The organism is Dellaglioa sp. CoH-56-MRSF-10, from assembly GCF_056782175.1.
In genome coordinates, this window is record NZ_JBXAYF010000003.1 from 277,499 (window position 1) to 296,806 (window position 19,308).

Consider the following 19,308-nt stretch of genomic DNA (forward strand, 5'->3'; position numbering starts at 1 on the left):
TATGTTTGTATTTTTATTTTTGTAACTCTGTTTTATAATTTGATTTCAATATCAACGCCACTAGGTAAGTCAAGTTTCATCAATGAATCAACTGTCTTAGGTGTTGGGTTAACGATATCAATCAAACGTTTATGTGTAAGCATTTCGAATTGTTCACGTGAATCTTTATGCTTATGTGGTGAACGTAAAACTGTGTATAATGTACGTTCTGTTGGCAATGGAATTGGTCCAGAAATTGTTGCCCCTGTTCTTTTTGCAGTTTCAACAATCTTGTCAGCAGATTGGTCTAAAATACGGTGTTCGTAAGCTTTTAAGCGAATACGAATTTTTTGTTTTGCCATTTTGTTCCCTCCTTCGTCTATTTTAAAAATAAGACTAGCTCCGTGTAAGTGACCGACACACCTTGCGTGGCAAAGCTGCCGGGCGTGTCGCAATCTTTCACATCTTAGCTCATTCTATGAAACCCTATCGCAGGGCGTAATACGCCATCTGTTTTTGGGTACTTATCTATACTACTAGAGATAAAGCCTTATGGCAAGTGCTTTCTTATTTTTTTTCAAAGTTTCTCATTATATAATCATAATTAACATTTTTAAAACTTTTTTTATTTTCCAAATGTTATTTTACCACAAAAAAAGAAGCTATCAACAAGTGATAACTTCTTTTATAATTCAGACCAACTAATTAATCAGTAGCTGTTCCGTTTTTCTTCATAATTTCTTCTTGGATTGATTTTGGTACAGCTTCGTAATGATCAAATGTCATTGTGAATGTACCACGTCCTTGTGTAGAAGAACGTAAAGTAGTTGCGTAACCGAACATACCTGAAAGAGGAACCATTGCGTTAACAACTTGTGCATTTCCGCGAGCTTCCATACCTTCAACACGTCCACGACGAGCAGTTACATGTCCCATAACATCACCTAAGTAATCTTCAGGAGCGACAACTTCAACTTTCATCATTGGTTCAAGAATAACAGCACCAGCACTCTTAGCAGCTTTTCTCAATGCCATTGAGGCAGCTACCTTAAATGCTGATTCGTTAGAATCGACATCATGATATGATCCATCATATAACTTAGCTTTAACATCAATAAGTGGGTAGCCTGCAAGAACACCATTTTGCATAGCTTCTCTCAAACCTTGTTCAACTGAAGGAATATATTCACGAGGAACAACCCCACCGACGATAGCGTCTTCGAATGCGAAACCGCCACCCTCTTCATTAGGTGAGAATTCAACTGTAACATCACCATATTGACCTTTACCACCAGATTGACGAACGAATTTACCTTGTGCAGAAACAGTTTTTGTAAATGTTTCACGGTAGGCAACTTGTGGTTCACCAACAGTAGCTTCAACGTTAAATTCACGTCTCATACGATCAACGATGATATCCAAATGCAATTCACCCATCCCAGCGATTAAAGTTTCACCAGTTTCAGGGTTAGTTTCAGCCTTGAATGAAGGATCTTCTTCTGCTAGTTTTTGTAAACCGATATCCATCTTATCTTGATCAGCTTTTGTTTTTGGTTCGATAGATACTTGGATAACTGGTTCAGGGAATTCCATTGATTCAAGGATTAATGGATGTTTTTCATCCGTTAATGAATCACCAGTTGTCGTATTTTTCAAACCAATAGCAGCAGCAATATCACCAGAGAATACTTCAGGAATTTCATTACGGTGATTTGAATGCATTTGAAGGATACGACCAACACGTTCACGCGTGTCTTTAGTAGAGTTCAAGACATAAGAACCAGCTTGTAATGTACCTGAGTAAACACGGAAGAATGTTAAACGACCAACGAAGGGATCCGTTGCAATTTTAAATGCTAAAGCAGCGAAATCTTTGTCATCACCGGCTGTGATTTCAACTTCTTCATCTGTTTTAGGATCTACTGCGTTATAAGGTTTAACATCTAAAGGAGATGGTAAGAAATCATTAACAGCATCCAACATCATTTGAACACCCTTGTTTTTAAATGCTGAACCAGCAAGAACTGGGTACATTTCAAGATTTAATGTTGCTTTACGGATAGCAGCTTTGATTTCATCTTTAGTAATTTCCACACCATCAAGATATTTTTCCATAAGCTTTTCATCAACATCAGCAACGGCTTCAACTAAAGCTTCGCGACGTTTTGTAGCTTCTTCTAAATATTCTTCAGGAACGTCAATACTTTCCCATGTAGCACCTAAATCTTCGTTATCATATAAATCGGCTTTCATTTCGATTAAATCAATAACACCTTCAAAATCATCTTCAGCACCAATTGGCATTTGGATAGGAACAGCATTTACTTGAAGACGATCTTTGATTGTGCCTACTGAGTAATCAAAATTAGCACCCATTTTATCCATCTTATTGATGAAAACGATACGAGGAACTGAATATGTTGTAGCTTGACGCCAAACGTTTTCAGTTTGTGGTTCAACACCAGATTGACCATCTAAAACAACAACGGCTCCATCTAAGACACGAAGTGAACGTTCAACTTCAATAGTGAAATCCACATGTCCTGGAGTATCGATGATATTAATACGATGTTCTTTCCATTCAGCAGTTGTTGCAGCTGATGTGATTGTGATACCACGTTCTTGTTCTTGTTCCATCCAATCCATTTGTGAAGCTCCTTCATGAGTTTCACCAATTTTATGAATTTTACCAGTATAGTATAAAATACGTTCAGTAGTTGTTGTCTTACCAGCATCGATATGAGCAACAATCCCGATATTACGCGTTTTTTCTAGTGGGAATTCGCGTTTATTTGCCATTTTGTAGTATCTCCTTTCGATTCTAAAATAGATTCAAAAAAATGACTACTATATCGATTATCAAAATCATATAATAGCCATTCTTTTATAAAATTACCAGCGGTAATGTGCGAATGCTTTATTAGCGTCAGCCATTTTATGTGTATCTTCACGTTTCTTAACTGATGCACCAGTATTGTTTGCTGCATCCATGATTTCTTTAGCTAAACGTTCTGGCATAGTATGTTCCCCACGTAAACGTGCGTAACTTACTAACCAACGTAAACCTAAAGTTGAACGACGATCAGGGCGAACTTCAATTGGCACTTGGTAGTTAGAACCACCGACACGGCGAGCTTTAACTTCAAGTACAGGCATGATGTTTTTCATAGCTTCATCAAAAACTTCATTAGGTTCGTTTCCTGTTTGTTCTTTAATCATTTCGAATGCATCATACAAGATCTTTGATGCAGTACCACGACGACCATCTAACATTAAACGGTTGATTAAACGTGTTACTAATTTAGAATTGTAAATTGGATCAGGCAATACTTCTCGTTTTGGAGCTGGGCCTTTTCTTGGCATCTAAATAACCTCCTTAGATTCTATTTTTATTAGAATAACTTTATTCTTATTTAGGTCTCTTTGCGCCGTATTTTGAACGACTTTGTTTACGATCAGCAACACCGGCTGTATCAAGAGCACCACGGATAACATGGTAACGTACCCCAGGTAAATCTTTTACACGGCCACCACGAATAAGAACAACACTATGTTCTTGCAAGTTATGTCCAATACCAGGAATGTAAGCTGTAACTTCAAGTAAGTTAGATAAACGCACACGCGCATATTTACGTAAAGCAGAGTTAGGCTTTTTAGGTGTCATTGTTCCGACACGAGTAGCAACCCCACGTTTTTGTGGTGCAGGATTATCTGTTTGAACTTTTTTGTAACTGTTATACCCGAAGTTTAATGCGGGTGCACCAGATTTTGAACCTTTAGAATTACGACCTTTACGAACTAATTGATTAATTGTTGGCATCTAAAGTTTCCTCCTTCCTTATTATAGGTTAATTGTTTTTTAAGTCCACACATCCAGGTGGTTCATTTTTTAATAATAAAAAATAACGTCCTAGACGTCTGTCTTATAATGCGCTGCTGTTATACAGAATCTCAACTATGTAGATGAATTAACTGTTCACAAAAAGCACCTTACACAGAATATCACGGTATTTAATATACGTCAATGGTATTTACACTAAAAAGCGTATTTTTTAATAGGAGGATTTAAATTATGTTAATTAGTTATTTATTTTTACTAGGTGCTTGCCTAGGTTCATTCATCACCTGCATTGCCACACGCTGTGCATTGAATCAGAATCAATTCAACAAAAGATCAATCTGCGACTATTGTGGTACAAAAATACCTTGGTTTGATCTAATTCCTATCTACGCTTATCTTAGATTACACGGACACTGTCGATTCTGCAAGGGAGAATTCCCAGCCTATTCATTTATTTTTGAATGTAGTTTGGCCGCCATGTTGCCCTTATCTTTCACTCAACTATCTCTTTTTGAATTTCTATTACTTATAACGTTCTTATTTTATTTAACTTTTCTATCAGCTATGGATTTCACTAACCGACTGATTTCTGGTCGCTTAACTATCGGTGGTGGAATACTATTCATCCTGTGGCATTATCTGTTATTTGGGTTTCCAGACTCACTAATAGCAATTAGCTTATTCAGTCTGTTTCTATTTGTCTTATGTTTTCAACAAAAGCTCGGCCTTGGCGATTTTATTTTACTGATTATCATTCAACTAACATTTGGTGTTCATTTTTGTTTGATTGCCACTCTTTTTGCTTGTATCAGCTCACTTATCTACTTTTTTACTGTAAAACAGAGTCGATATCAATTTTTCCCATTTGTCCCACATATAACGTTTGGCGTTTATATTACTATTGCGTTATCTTTCTTCATATAAATAAAAAAGCTAAGCAAATTTGCTTAGCTTTTACTTTAATCTTCGATTGCGTCATTCAAATGACCATAATTGAATAGAATATTTAAGATAACAGCCGACAGACTACCGACAACAAGTCCATTACCAAAAATGGTCTGGATTGTTAAGGGTAATGCTTGGAGTAATGCTGGTTGTACTGTTACACCAAGTCCTAAGCTGACCGAAATACCGATAATTAATAAATTACTATTACTACCTTCAACTTCGCGCAACATTTTAATACCTTGTGCACCAACCATACCGAACATAACTAACATAGCACCACCTAAAACGGCTGCTGGAATGACAGTTGCTGCTGCACCAATTTTAGGAAGTAACCCTAAAGCAATTAAAAAGAACGCTGAAAAATAAACAGGTTTCTTCGTTTTAATTCCTGATAGTTGCACAATTCCAACATTTTGTGAAAATGTCGAGTATGGGAACGTATTAAAGATACCACCTAAAACAGCTGCGATACCTTCAGCACGGTACCCTTTTTTTAAATCATCTTTTCTGATTGGACGACCAACGATATCTCCCAGCGCAAAAAATACACCAGTTGATTCAATCATAGTTGTTAACGCTGCTAATATCATAGTCACAATTGATGACCATTCAAATTTAGGGGCAGCAAACATAAAAACATGGGGTAATTGAAACCAATTAGCTTGGCTAACTGGGTCTAATGTTACTTTTCCCATAAATGAGGCAACGACCACACCAACTAAAATACCAATTAAGATACCCACTTGTTGAATGAATCCGCGGCCCCAAATGTTCAAGCCTAAAATAACGGCAATGGTTACACCTGCAACTATTAAGTTAGGGATACTACCAAATGATTTGGCTGTCACATCCCCACCGCCCATGTTGGTAAAGGCAACTGGAATTAACGTTAATCCGATTAACGTAATTAATGATCCTGTCACTACTGGTGGGAAGAATTTTCTAATGTTTGCAAAGAATCCCGAAATTAGAAATATAAAAATACCAGCAGCAATAATTGATCCATACATTGTTCCTAATCCAAAATGTTTTCCTACTGCAGTCAATGGTGCAACGTATTCAATCGCGCACCCAAGTACTACAGGTAAACCAATGCCAGTAAAACGTGTGCGTTTCAATTGTAATAATGTTGCAATCCCACACATGAAAATATCCATCGAAACTAAATAAGTAATTTGTTTTGTACTAAACCCAAGTGCAGCCCCAACTAATAATGGTACCAAAATGTCGCCTGAATACATGGCTAATAAATGCTGTAATCCTAATATTGCTGCTCTAAAATTTGATAAATTAGATTCATCCAAACTACTATTTTCTAATTCCGTGCTATTCTTCATTTGATCCTCCACATTATCTTTCACACTAATAAGTCGGATTTTCTATGGATTTCATGCCTAATACATGCTTGCTTTAACTCACATATAGTCCGGAATTTACGGCTCCGGGTAGAAACTAGCATCCATATCATGACATTATATAGGTGATCAGTATTTTTTATTGTATGACAATATTAACACAGTCTATTTACCCATACAATGGTTTGCGGACGTTATTAAAATGTAAGCGTTAATTGTTCGCTAATAAAGCACAAAAAAAAGAACAACTCTTAAATTAATAAGAATTGTTCTTTTTTAGCTATGACGTTAATCGTTCACGCTAGCTTCTTCTTCTTTCATTCGTTTCTCAATATCTGAGATTGAATAAACATTAGCTGAAATTGAACCTGTTTCTTTTGGTTTAATTTGACGGTAATCTGGCATACCAGTACCGGCAGGAATAATCTTACCAATAATAACATTTTCTTTCAGACCAATTAATGGATCATTCTTACCGCGAATAGCAGCATCCGTAAGAACACGAGTTGTTTCTTGGAATGATGCAGCTGATAAGAAACTGTTTGTTTCTAGAGATGCTTTAGTGATACCAAGTAAGACAGGACGTGAAGTAGCTGGAATGCCACCTTTGATCAATGTCTTATAGTTATCTTCTTTAAGATCCATGATATCCATTAAAGTACCTGGTAATACATTTGTGTCACCGGGATCCATAACGCGAACCTTACGTAACATTTGACGAGACATAACCTCCACATGCTTATCAGAGATTTCTACCCCTTGCATACGATATACTTTTTGAACTTCACGAAGAATATAATTCTCCGTAGAAAGAACATCACGAACTTGAATTAATTGTTTAGGATCAATTGAACCAACTGTTAGTGCTTCACCACGATGAATTTTATCACCTTCGGCAACTTTAAGAACAGCAGTATAAGGTAAACTATATGTTCGTGTATCAGTTTCACCTTTAACTGTTACTTCTTTAGTACGTTCAGCAGGATTTTCTTCAATTGCTTCAATCATACCTGTTACTTCTGTAATTTCAGCACGACCTTTAGGATTACGTGCTTCGAAGATTTCTTGAACACGAGGTAACCCTTGTGTAATATCATCTCCAGCAACCCCACCAGTATGGAAAGTACGCATTGTTAATTGAGTTCCGGGTTCACCGATTGATTGAGCAGCAACAGTACCAACTGCTTCACCAACTTCAACCTGATCACCAGTAGCCATATTACGACCATAACAATGTTCACAAACCCCATGCTTAGTGTTACATGTAAATGCTGAGCGGATAGTTACTTGTTCGATTCCAGCAGCGATAATTGCTTGCGCTTTGCTTTCTTCGATCATTTCGTTTGAAGCGACAATAACTTCACCAGTTTCAGGATTTTTAACGGTCTTCATTGCATAACGACCTAAGATACGGTCATACAATGGTTCGATCATTTCATTTCCTTCTTTAATAGCTGATACATCTAAGCCACGATCAGTGAAACAATCTTTCTCACGAATAATAACATCTTGAGCAACATCAACAAGTCGACGAGTCAAGTATCCAGAATCGGCAGTCTTCAAGGCCGTATCAGTCATACCTTTACGAGCCCCATGAGTTGAAATAAACATTTCCAACACTGACAAACCTTCACGGAAGTTAGAAATAATAGGTAATTCCATTGTTTTACCATTAGGAGCTGCCATCAAACCACGCATACCAGCTAATTGAGTAAAGTTAGAAATATTACCACGGGCTCCAGAATCACTCATCATTTGAATAGGATTTTGTGTGCCCAATGCTTCCATTAGTTTTTGTTGAATATCATCTTTTGCTTGTGTCCAGATAGCAATAACACGTTCATAACGTTCATCTTCTGTAATCAAACCTCGACGGAATTGTTTTGCAACTAAAGCAACTTGTTTATGAGCTTCTTCAATAATTGCAGGTTTTTCCTTTAAGTCAGTTACATCAGAAATACCAACTGTAATACCAGCATGTGTTGATTGATCATAACCTAAGTTTTTAAGACGATCTAACATCTTAGACGTTTCAGTTACTTTAAATCGTTTATAAACTTCAGAAATGATATCACTCAAGAATCCTTTTTTGAAAGGTAAAATAATTTCTTGTGCTTTAATAACATCACCAATATTTTGACCAGGTTCAACAAAATATTTGTCGGCTGTTTTATTAATTAAGTTATCATTCTTAGGTTCATTAATGTAGGCAAATTCATTAGGTAAAATTTCATTAAAGATTGCTTTACCAACAGTTGTTATCATAATGCGTTCTTTTTGCCAATCTGTAAATGGTTTACCTTCAGCAGCTAATGTTGCTGTTTGTAATCCAATACGAGTGTGCAAATGAACGTAACCATTACGGTAAGCCATTACAGCTTCGTTAGCATCTTTAAAGATCATACCTTCGCCTTCGCGGCCAGCTTCTTCCATTGTAAGGTAGTAGTTACCTAAAACCATATCTTGAGAAGGTGTTACAACTGGTTTACCATCTTTAGGTGCCAAGATATGATGAGCAGCTAACATAAGCAAACGAGCTTCTGCTTGTGCTTCATCAGATAAAGGTACATGGATAGCCATTTGATCTCCATCAAAATCAGCATTGTAAGCTTCACAAGCTAAGGGATGAAGACGAATTGCTTTACCATCAACTAAAATTGGTTCGAAAGCTTGAATACCAAGACGATGAAGTGTTGGTGCGCGGTTAAGGAGAACTGGATGTTCAACAATAACTTCTTCTAAAACATCCCAGATATCTTCATCGCGACGATCAAGTTTACGTTTAGCATTTTTAATATTTGAAGCCATTTCACGTTTAACAAGTTCTTTCATCATAAATGGTTTGAATAATTCCAAAGCCATTTCACGAGGAATACCACATTGATTCATTTGTAACGTTGGTCCAACAGCAATAACTGAACGGCCTGAATAATCAACACGTTTTCCAAGTAAATTTTGACGGAAACGTCCTTGTTTACCTTTCAACATATGTGAAAGAGATTTCAATGGTCGGTTACCAGGTCCAGTAACTGGACGGCCACGACGACCATTATCAATCAATGCATCAACAGCTTCTTGTAACATACGTTTTTCATTTTGAACAATAATACCAGGAGCGTTCAAATCTAATAAACGTTTTAGTCGGTTATTTCGGTTAATAACCCGTCTGTATAAATCATTCAAATCAGAAGTGGCAAAACGGCCACCTTCTAATTGAACCATTGGACGTAAGTCAGGTGGAATAATAGGAACAGCATCCATAACCATCCATGCAGGTTCATTTTCAGAAAGTAAGAATGCTTCTAAAATGTCCAAACGACGAACAGCACGTGTTCTCTTTTGGCCAGTAGCATCTTTCAATTCTTCTTTTAATTCTTCAGATTCACCAGCAAGATTAACATCACGTAATAAATGACGAATAGCGTCAGCACCCATTCCAGCTTCGAATTCAGTCCCGTATTCTTCACGTTTTTCACGATATTCACGTTCTGTTAATAACTGTTTCTTTTCAAGAGGTGTGTTACCAGGTTCAGTAACAACGTAAGAAGCAAAGTAGATAACTTCTTCCAAAGCACGAGGACTCATGTCTAAGACAAGACCCATACGACTTGGAATTCCTTTAAAGTACCAGATATGTGTAACTGGTGCAGCTAATTCAATATGACCCATACGTTCGCGACGTACTTTAGAACGAGTAACTTCAACACCACAACGATCACAGACGATACCTTTATAGCGAATACGTTTGTATTTACCACAGGCACATTCCCAATCTTTTGTTGGTCCAAAAATACGTTCATCGAATAGTCCGTCTTTTTCAGGTTTTAATGTACGATAATTGATTGTTTCGGGCTTTTTAACTTCACCATATGACCAGCTTCTAATCTTATCAGAAGATGCTAAGCCAATTTGCATGCTATCAAATTTATTGACATCGATCAAAGGACCGACCTCCCTTTAGTTTTATAGTGTGTTGGATTTCTCAAACTAAGCATTAGCTTCATCCACACAAATTTGAGTTCAGTAACTAAGCCAAAATTATTCTTTGTTCATTTCAGCAGCCATTTTTTCGGCTTCTTCTTTAGCTTTTTTCTCTTTTTGTTCATTAGCTAATTTGCTTAACGCATCCACATTAACGATATCATCATCGTCATCATCCATGTCACGTAATTCAATTTCAGTCTTTTTAGCATCAAGTACTTTCATATCTAATCCTAATGACTGTAATTCTTTAACAAGAACACGGAATGATTCAGGAACACCTGGTTTAGGAATTGGTTCGCCTTTGACAATTGCTTCGTATGTTTTCACACGACCCACAACATCATCAGATTTATACGTTAAAATTTCTTGTAACGTGTAAGCAGCACCATAAGCCTCAAGTGCCCAAACTTCCATTTCACCAAAACGTTGTCCACCAAATTGTGCTTTACCACCTAATGGTTGTTGCGTTACTAATGAGTATGGTCCTATTGAACGAGCATGGATTTTATCATCAACCATGTGAGCAAGTTTCATATAGTACATAACACCTACAGAAACACGGTTATCAAATGCATCACCTGTACGTCCATCATATAAGATTGTCTTACCATCATCTGAAATTCCAGCTTCTTTAAAGACATTCCAGATATCTGAATCGCGAGCACCATCAAAAACTGGTGTTGCAACATGGATACCTAATTTACGAGCAGCCATACCTAAATGAAGATCTAAAACTTGTCCAATATTCATACGAGAAGGAACACCCATGGGATTCAAAAGAATATCAACTGGTGTACCATCTGGCATGTAAGGCATATCTTCAGAAGGGACAACGATTGAAACAACCCCTTTGTTACCATGACGTCCAGCCATCTTATCACCCACACGTAACTTACGTTTTTGTGCAATGTAGATACGAACCATCATATTAACACCAGGACTTAATTCATCCCCTGCTTCACGAGTAAAGATTTTAACATCTTGAACAATACCGCCACCACCATGAGGAACTTTCAATGAAGTATCGCGTACTTCACGAGCCTTTTCTCCAAAGATAGCATGTAATAAACGTTCTTCAGCAGATAATTCAGTAACCCCTTTAGGTGTTACTTTACCAACTAAGATATCACCATCATTAACTTCAGCACCAATACGGACGATACCAAATTCATCAAGATCTTTTAATGAATCTTCACCAACATTAGGAATTTCACGAGTAATTTCTTCAGGTCCTAATTTTGTATCACGTGCTTCTGATTCAAATTCTTCAATATGAATTGATGTGTAGACATCATCACGAACAAGACGTTCGTTAATGATAACAGCATCTTCAAAGTTATAACCATTCCAAGTCATAAAGGCAACTAATGGGTTTTGGCCTAAAGCTAATTCCCCATTTTCCATTGAAGGACCATCAGCTAAAATTTCATCAGCATCAACATGATCGTTTACACGAACAATTGGACGTTGATTGTAGTTTTTACCACCATTTGAACGATGGAATTTCATTAATTTGTATTTATCTAAAGCGCCATCTTCACGACGAACACGAATTTCACGTGCATCAACGTATTCAACAGTACCTTCGTTTTTGTTAATTAAAGCGACACCAGAATCATGAGCTGCCTTATATTCAATACCTGTACCAACAAGTGGTGAATGAGGATTGATTAAAGGAACAGCTTGACGTTGCATATTGGCACCCATCAAGGCACGGTTAGAATCATCATTTTCCAAGAAAGGAATACATGCTGTAGCAACAGCCACAACTTGTTTAGGTGAAACATCCATGTAATCGACTTTATCAATACCGATTTCGATATTTTCTGAACGATTACGAGCCATAACGAGTTCATTTACAAATGAATCATCTTCATTTAATGGTGAGTTAGCCTGTGCAATAACATAGTTATCTTCTTCATCAGCAGTCAAGTAATCGATTTTATCAGTTACTTGATGTGATTCCCAGCTCACACGACGATAAGGTGTTTCAATAAAACCATATCGGTTAACACGTGCATAACTTGATAAACTATTAATCAAACCAATGTTAGGTCCTTCAGGCGTTTCAATTGGACACATACGACCGTAATGCGTGTAATGAACATCACGAACTTCATATCCAGCACGATCACGAGTCAAACCACCAGGTCCTAAGGCAGAAAGACGACGTTTATGTGTCAATTCACCAAGTGGATTAGTTTGATCCATGAATTGTGATAATTGAGATGAACCAAAGAATTCTTTAATAGAAGCCACAACAGGACGAATGTTAATCAATTGTTGTGGTGTAACAGTTGTTGTATCTTGAATTGACATACGTTCACGTACAACACGTTCCATACGTGATAAACCAATTCTAAATTGATTTTGTAGTAATTCACCAACTGAACGAATACGACGGTTACCTAAATGATCAATATCATCCACAGAACCAATATTTTCTTTTAAATTAAAGAAATAGTTCATTGAAGCAATAATATCAGCAGGTACAATATGTTTGTATTGTAAGTCAATATTGCCATTACCAATCATTGGCATCTCACGTTCTGGGTCTACTTGAGAATAAACCTTAACGATTTGAAGTACCATAGGTTCAGTAACAACACCATCTTCTGATGGGTGGTATGTGACCGTCTTGAAATCTTGACGATCAAGATATGGTGCTAAAGTTTCCATAACTTGTTTATCAATTACGGTATCTTTTTGTGCAAGTACTTCACCAGTATCTGGATCAGCCAATGTTTCAGCTAATGTTTGGTTCAATAAACGTGTTTTCAAGCTTAATTTTTTATTAATTTTGTAACGACCAACTGGAGCTAAGTCGTAACGTTTTGGATCAAAGAAACGAGCTGTCAATAAACTACGTGAGCTATCAGCTGTTTTAGGTTCGCCGGGACGTAGACGTTCATAAACATCTTTTAAAGATTCTTCAACACGTGAATCATCCGTATTTTTATGAACATCTTTTTCAAGTGTTAGCATTAAGCTATCATTGTTACCCAACATTTCAATAATTTCATCATCAGAACCAAATCCTAAAGCGCGGACCAATTCAGTTAATGGAATTTTACGTGTACGATCAATACGTACATATGAAATATTTTTAGCATCTGATTCATATTCTAACCATGCACCACGGTTAGGAATAACAGTTGTGCCATATGTTTCACGGCCATTTTTATCTAATGAACCATTGTAGTAAACCCCTGGTGAACGAACTAATTGAGAAACAATAACTCGTTCAGCACCATTAATGATAAATGTTCCTTGTTCTGTCATTAATGGGAAATCACCAAAGAAAACATCTTGAGATTTAATTTCGCCAGTTTCATGGTTAGTTAAACGTAATGTAACATGTAATGGAGCCGAATAGTTCGCATCATGTGCGCGTGCTTCATCTACAGTGTATTTAGGTTCTAATAATTGGTAATCAACAAATTCTAATGATAAGTTACCAGCAAAATCGTCAATTGGCATGATGTCTTCAAACATTTCACGAAGACCTTCATCCAAGAACCATTGGTAAGAGTCACTTTGAATTTCGATTAAATTAGGTAAATCTAAAACTTCTTTGATACGTGCGTAACTTCTACGTGTACTGTGTTTACCGTAGTTTACTAAATGTCCAGCCAAATTAGTCACCTCTCAAATTTATTCTGTAAACCTGCCAAAGTCCGATGATTTTATATTACAGTTTGATTACAAATTGCATACTAGACGAAAAAATCGGTTTTTTTGGCAAAAGAAAAAACAAAAACAGTTTATTTATTTTTAAATAATCACCATTTTTGTCTCTCTATAAGGCTTCTTACGGACAATAGATCGTAATCAGCTATAAAAATTCACAGTATTATACATTTAATTATCATATACGCTATTGAATCGGATGTCAACAGTTCGTGCTCATTAAGTCATCGTCACAAATTCTTCAGCACTCGTTGGGTGAATAGCAACTGTATCATCGAAATCTTTTTTAGTTGCGCCCATTTTAATTGCTACTGCAAATCCTTGTAGCATTTCGTCCATGCCTTCTCCAACACCATGTAATCCAACAATTCGTTCATCTTTACCAACCGTAATTAACTTCAGGTTTTCCTTCACCTTACTATCACCTAAACTATAACGCATTGGTGTAAATGATGATCGATAAATTTTTAGATTTTCTTGACCATATTCTAAAGTTGCTTCAGCTTCAGTTAAACCAATCGTTCCAGCAACTGGATGTGAGAATACCACTGTGGGTACCAATTTATAATCTAAATGTTCCGTAGGTTTATTATTAAACACACGCTCCATTAATCTTCGGCTAGCTGCAATTGCAACAGGTGTTAAGTCAAGTTTACCAATAACATCCCCAGTCGCATAAATACCAGCAACTGATGTATTTTGATACTCGTCGACCACAATAGTACCATTATCATTTAATTTAATATTTGTGGCAGAAATATTCATTTTATCGGTAACTGGTCGGCGGCCAACCGCCCAAATAACACAATCTACGACCAATGAGTCATCATTGGTAATAACTTCATATTTACCATCACTTCGCCGTTTCAACTCTGTCACCTTTGAGTTAAAACTAATATCAATTCCATTTTCTATATACGTTTCTGTTACATTTGTTGAAATTAATTCATCAAAATTAGGTAACAACGTGTCGTATTTTGCATACATGTGAACTTTTGACCCTAGTGCATTCAACGTTCCAGCAAGTTCAGTACCAATATAACCGTTTCCGATAACCGCAACTTTAGCAGGTAATTCTTTCAAATCATCAAAGAATTGATTAGATTCAATCCCATACGTTGCGCCAGGAATGTCGGGTATATTGGGTGTTCCACCAGTTGCAATTAGTATGTGCTCTGAGACATATTTTGAGCCATTAACTTCAACTGTTTGATTATCAATAAATTTTGCATAGCCTTTAATGACTTGTACCTGATTTTTATCTAAATTTCTGAAATATGCGCCATGTAATCGTTCAATATATGCAGAACGGTTAGCAACTAATTTTTCAAAATCAAGTTGCGGCTGTTGTTTAGTAAACCCATAATCAGTAGCTAAATCAAAATCTTGTGCTAACGCTGCTGCAGACCACATAATCTTTTTAGGTACACATCCAACGTTGACACAAGTTCCACCAATTTCATTTCCTTCTATTAAAATTACTTTTTTTCCAAAAGAACCAGCTCGATTTGCTGCTGCAATTCCAGCAGAGCCTCCACCAATTACAATAAGATCTATTTTTTCCATAGATAACACTCCTTTTCTAGTGATAAAAAAGGTGCAACTACATGAATAGTTACACCTTTTTAAGTTTACTTCACTGCTACTTTAGTTTTTGATTCTTTAATCGTTACTTTGATAACACCTTTTACAGCACCAATTGTAATATTATCATTATCTTTTATTTGACCAGAAAGAAGAATATCACTTAGACGGTCCTCAACTTCTGTTTGTAATGCACGACGAATGGGTCTAGCACCATATTCTGGATCAAACCCTGCCTTAGCAATCACATCAATTGCTGCAGGTGATATTTTAACCTTAATATCTTGTTCCTTCAACCTATCAATAACTTCTTTAGTCATCAATTTCACAATCTCATGTAATTCAACTTTAGTTAATGAATGGAATATAATTGATTCATCAATTCGGTTTAAAAATTCTGGACGAAAGGCTTTTTTAAGAGCCGCGCGAATTTTTCCAGACATTGCCTTATATTCATCTTTTTCAGATTCTACACCAAATCCAACAAACTTCTCATCACGAACGGCAGTTGCACCTAAGTTAGATGTCATAATGATAATTGTATTTCTAAAATCAATACGACGTCCTTTAGAATCTGTTAAGTATCCATCATCTAACACTTGAAGTAAAATATTAAAAACATCAGGATGCGCTTTTTCAACTTCATCCAAGAGAACAACAGAATATGGTGTCTGACGAACTTTTTCAGTCAATTGTCCACCTTCATCATATCCAACGTAACCTGGTGGCGATCCAATCAAGCGACTTGTACTATATTTTTCCATATATTCCGACATATCCACTCGAATCATTGCTTCTTCAGAGCCAAACATAGCTTCAGCAAGTGCCTTAGCTAATTCAGTTTTACCAACACCCGTTGGCCCAAGGAACATGAATGAACCAATTGGTCTTGCTGGATTTTTCAATCCGCTTCTAGCACGTCGAATAGCCTTTGCAATTGAGCTAACTGCCTCATTTTGACCAATAACACGTTTATGCAAAATGTCTTCAAGATGAATTAAGCGATCACTTTCACTTTTATTCAATTGTTGTACTGGAACACCTGTCCAATCAGAAACAATTCCTGCAATTTCTTCGCTAGTTACCTTTATATCATAATGTTCTGCACTAGACTTAACGGCAGCATTTTTTTCGGCTTCTAAATCTTCAACCTGCTTTTTAACACGCATTTCTTTTGTACGAATACCCGCAGCTAATTCAAAATCTTGCTGACTAACTGCATCATCTTTTTGTTGACGCAATTCGTCAAGTTGATCTTGTTTTTTACTTAATTTTGATTTAGTCCTTGGGCGCTCAATACGAACCTGAGCAGCGGCTTCATCCATTAAATCAATCGCCTTATCAGGTAGGAATCGATCAGTAATATATCGATTACCCATTTCTACTGCTGCTTCAATTGCATCATCGGTAATTTGCACGCGATGATGTGCCTCATATTTAGGTCGGAGTCCCTTTAAAATATCAACAGTCTGTGCTTCTGTTGGTTCTTTGATTGTGATTGTCGCAAAACGTCGTTCCAAAGCAGCATCAGATTCAATGTATTTTTGATACTCATCTAATGTCGTTGCACCAATAACTTGAACTTCACCACGAGCCAATGCAGGTTTTAATATATTAGATGCATCTATTGCACCTTCTGCACCCCCTGCACCAATTAACGTGTGTAATTCATCAATAAATAAAATAACATCTTTAGTCGTGTATACTTCTTTCAATATTTTCTTTAACCGATCTTCAAATTCACCACGATATTTTGTTCCCGCAACTAATGATCCCATATCAAGCATCATTAATCGTTTTCCAATCATGTCTTCAGGAACGTTTCCGTCAACTAATCGTTGAGCAAACCCCTCAGCGATTGCAGTCTTACCAACACCAGGTTCACCAATTAACACTGGATTATTCTTAGTTCGACGACTCAATACTTGAGTTAATCTTTTCACTTCAGAATCTCGACCAATTACAGGGTCAATCTGCTTATCACGAGCCATTTTAGTCAAATCACGTGCTAATTCATCTAATGTAGGTGTTCCCTCTTCTGGAGTTTGTTTACCACGATTCTTTTGTCTCATCTGAACTTCACTGACACCAAGTTGACGGAAAATCATTTTACGTACCTGCTTAACATCAGCACTTAATCCGCCCATAATTCTTGATGATAATATTTCATTATTACTTGTTAGCGCTAGTAAAAGATGCTCTGTACCCACCTTACTTGCATTTAAATTTTTAGCTTCATCGTTAGCAATTGATAAAATCATTTTTGCTTTTGGTGAGTAAGGTAAATAATTATCATTTTTATTTAATCTCAATGATCCATAACCAGTGAATCTTTCGATTTCTTCCATTATATCTTCTGGATCAACATTAAATTGTTTCAATACTTTATCTGCAATACCATTTTGTACTTCAGACAAAGCCAAAAGTAAATGTTCAGTACCAACGGCTTGTTGACGATAGTGTTTAGCAGCTTCCTGTGCTCGAATAAGAACTTCTTTTGCACTCGGCGTAAATAAATTATCCATATTATTACCTCTTTCTACTCTTCATATCGTAAGCGATTAATTAAATTAATCAACATTTTAGCGCGTATCATATTTTCTGATTCTGTATCCATACCAAGAAAAACATCTTTCTTTATTATAGCTAAAACTAAATTTGATTCTTTTTTTGTCAATGTCTTCTCATCATATAAACTTTGAATAATATCGTAACCTTCTTGTTGGGATACGTTTGTACCAATTAAATTTTCTATTGTTTGAATAAATTCTTGATCTACAAAAAGATTTACCTTTTCTATCCTAATATATCCACCGCCACCACGTTTACTCTCTACTACATATCCATTTTGAATAGTAAATCGCGTGTTAATAACATAATTTATTTGCGATGGTACACAATTAAATAATTCAGCAACTTCAGAACGTTTAATGACTATTTCTTTTTCGTCTAAAAGAATTTTCTTAAAATACTTCTCAATCACATCAGAAATATTCTGACCCTGCATATTCATCACCTCAAATAGTTTGACTAATGTTGACTTTCATTATACGAAATATAAATTAAAATTGAAAGTTATTTGTCCTAAACAAAAAAAGGAATTTAAACATAAAGTTTAAATTCCTTTTTCAATTAATCGGGAAAACAGGATTCGAACCTGCGACCCCCTGGTCCCAAACCAGGTGCTCTACCAAGCTGAGCTATTTCCCGAACACAAAAAAATGCACCCAGTAGGAGTCGAACCTACAACCTTCTGATTCGTAGTCAGACACTCTATCCAGTTGCGCTATGGGTGCATTAAAAATATAAAATTAAAACAATAAATGGTGCCGAGGACCGGAATCGAACCGGTACGGTGATCACTCACCGCAGGATTTTAAGTCCTGTGCGTCTGCCAGTTCCGCCACCCCGGCATTTATTGAAAAGCGGAAGACGGGATTCGAACCCGCGACCCCCACCTTGGCAAGGTGATGCTCTACCACTGAGCTACTTCCGCAAAAAAATTAAAAAATGGTGCCGACTAGACGATTCGAACGCCCGACCCCCTGATTACAAATCAGGTGCTCTACCAACTGAGCTAAGTCGGCATAACTGAAAATGATGCGGGTGAAGGGACTTGAACCCCCACGTCTTACGACGCTAGATCCTAAATCTAGTGCGTCTGCCAATTCCGCCACACCCGCAGAATGTGGAATTGAAAATGAGCCGTGACAGGCTCGAACTGTCGACCCTCTGATTAAAAGTCAGATGCTCTACCAACTGAGCTAACGGCTCAAATGGAGGTTACAGGGCTTGAACCTGTGACCCTCTGCTTGTAAGGCAGACGCTCTCCCAACTGAGCTAAACCTCCAAATAATAAAAAAAGCATGGCAACGTCCTACCCTCGCAGGGGGCGACCCCCAACTACTCTTGGCGCTAAGAAGCTTA

General features: G+C 36.8%; 11 protein-coding genes, 8 tRNA genes and 1 riboswitch. Of the genes, 1 reads left to right on the forward strand and 18 read right to left on the reverse strand.

Annotated elements, in window-relative coordinates; all coding sequences use genetic code 11:
• Positions 1-32 precede the first annotated feature (32 nt).
• The 4 genes from rpsJ to rpsL form a co-directional block, all read right to left on the reverse strand.
• Positions 33-341, reverse strand: coding sequence for a 30S ribosomal protein S10 (rpsJ, locus tag AC1RP4_RS05080; protein ID WP_057974643.1), 309 nt, complete (start codon positions 339-341; stop codon positions 33-35).
• 343 nt (positions 342-684) lie between these two features.
• Positions 685-2,778, reverse strand: a complete 2,094-nt coding sequence (gene fusA / locus AC1RP4_RS05085) for an elongation factor G (RefSeq protein ID WP_409022017.1) — start codon at positions 2,776-2,778, stop codon at positions 685-687.
• Positions 2,779-2,871: 93 nt separating this feature from the next.
• The gene (gene rpsG, locus AC1RP4_RS05090) at positions 2,872-3,342 is read right to left on the reverse strand and encodes a 30S ribosomal protein S7 (protein ID WP_057974645.1); all 471 of its coding nucleotides are present in this window, start codon (positions 3,340-3,342) and stop codon (positions 2,872-2,874) included.
• A 46-nt stretch (positions 3,343-3,388) separates the two neighbouring features.
• Positions 3,389-3,799 (reverse strand): 30S ribosomal protein S12, encoded by a 411-nt coding sequence (rpsL, locus tag AC1RP4_RS05095; RefSeq protein WP_057974646.1) that lies wholly within the window; start codon positions 3,797-3,799, stop codon positions 3,389-3,391.
• Between the two features lie 252 nt (positions 3,800-4,051).
• On the opposite strand from rpsL, the gene AC1RP4_RS05100 reads away from it, so the two are divergent.
• Positions 4,052-4,744 carry a prepilin peptidase gene (locus AC1RP4_RS05100; protein ID WP_481761617.1) on the forward strand — a complete coding sequence of 231 codons (693 nt, stop codon included), beginning with the start codon at positions 4,052-4,054 and terminating at the stop codon, positions 4,742-4,744.
• Between the two features lie 35 nt (positions 4,745-4,779).
• Here AC1RP4_RS05100 and AC1RP4_RS05105 read toward each other — a convergent pair whose 3' ends face one another.
• The 14 genes from AC1RP4_RS05105 to AC1RP4_RS05170 form a co-directional block, all read right to left on the reverse strand.
• Complete coding sequence (locus AC1RP4_RS05105; RefSeq protein ID WP_481761618.1) at positions 4,780-6,105, reverse strand: nucleobase:cation symporter-2 family protein; 1,326 nt, start codon at positions 6,103-6,105, stop codon at positions 4,780-4,782.
• Positions 6,106-6,170: 65 nt separating this feature from the next.
• Positions 6,171-6,268: riboswitch (purine riboswitch) on the reverse strand.
• Positions 6,269-6,411: 143 nt separating this feature from the next.
• The gene (gene rpoC, locus AC1RP4_RS05110; RefSeq protein WP_481761619.1) at positions 6,412-10,065 is read right to left on the reverse strand and encodes a DNA-directed RNA polymerase subunit beta'; all 3,654 of its coding nucleotides are present in this window, start codon (positions 10,063-10,065) and stop codon (positions 6,412-6,414) included.
• 96 nt (positions 10,066-10,161) lie between these two features.
• Positions 10,162-13,752, reverse strand: a complete 3,591-nt coding sequence (gene rpoB / locus AC1RP4_RS05115) for a DNA-directed RNA polymerase subunit beta (RefSeq protein ID WP_481761620.1) — start codon at positions 13,750-13,752, stop codon at positions 10,162-10,164.
• 264 nt (positions 13,753-14,016) lie between these two features.
• On the reverse strand, positions 14,017-15,363 hold the full coding sequence (gorA, locus tag AC1RP4_RS05120; protein ID WP_481761621.1) for a glutathione-disulfide reductase: 1,347 nt from the start codon (positions 15,361-15,363) through the stop codon (positions 14,017-14,019).
• Positions 15,364-15,428: 65 nt separating this feature from the next.
• The gene (locus AC1RP4_RS05125; RefSeq protein WP_481761622.1) at positions 15,429-17,906 is read right to left on the reverse strand and encodes an ATP-dependent Clp protease ATP-binding subunit; all 2,478 of its coding nucleotides are present in this window, start codon (positions 17,904-17,906) and stop codon (positions 15,429-15,431) included.
• A 14-nt stretch (positions 17,907-17,920) separates the two neighbouring features.
• Positions 17,921-18,388, reverse strand: a complete 468-nt coding sequence (locus tag AC1RP4_RS05130) for a CtsR family transcriptional regulator (protein ID WP_481761623.1) — start codon at positions 18,386-18,388, stop codon at positions 17,921-17,923.
• 129 nt (positions 18,389-18,517) lie between these two features.
• A tRNA-Pro gene (locus AC1RP4_RS05135) sits at positions 18,518-18,591 on the reverse strand.
• A gap of 12 nt (positions 18,592-18,603) precedes the next feature.
• Positions 18,604-18,677 (reverse strand) — tRNA-Arg (locus tag AC1RP4_RS05140).
• 28 nt (positions 18,678-18,705) lie between these two features.
• A tRNA-Leu gene (locus AC1RP4_RS05145) sits at positions 18,706-18,794 on the reverse strand.
• 11 nt (positions 18,795-18,805) lie between these two features.
• Positions 18,806-18,877: transfer RNA gene (locus AC1RP4_RS05150), tRNA-Gly, on the reverse strand.
• A 15-nt stretch (positions 18,878-18,892) separates the two neighbouring features.
• Positions 18,893-18,968: transfer RNA gene (locus AC1RP4_RS05155), tRNA-Thr, on the reverse strand.
• A gap of 14 nt (positions 18,969-18,982) precedes the next feature.
• A tRNA-Leu gene (locus tag AC1RP4_RS05160) sits at positions 18,983-19,064 on the reverse strand.
• An 18-nt stretch (positions 19,065-19,082) separates the two neighbouring features.
• Positions 19,083-19,155 (reverse strand) — tRNA-Lys (locus AC1RP4_RS05165).
• Positions 19,156-19,158: 3 nt separating this feature from the next.
• A tRNA-Val gene (locus AC1RP4_RS05170) sits at positions 19,159-19,231 on the reverse strand.
• Positions 19,232-19,308: the final 77 nt, after the last annotated feature.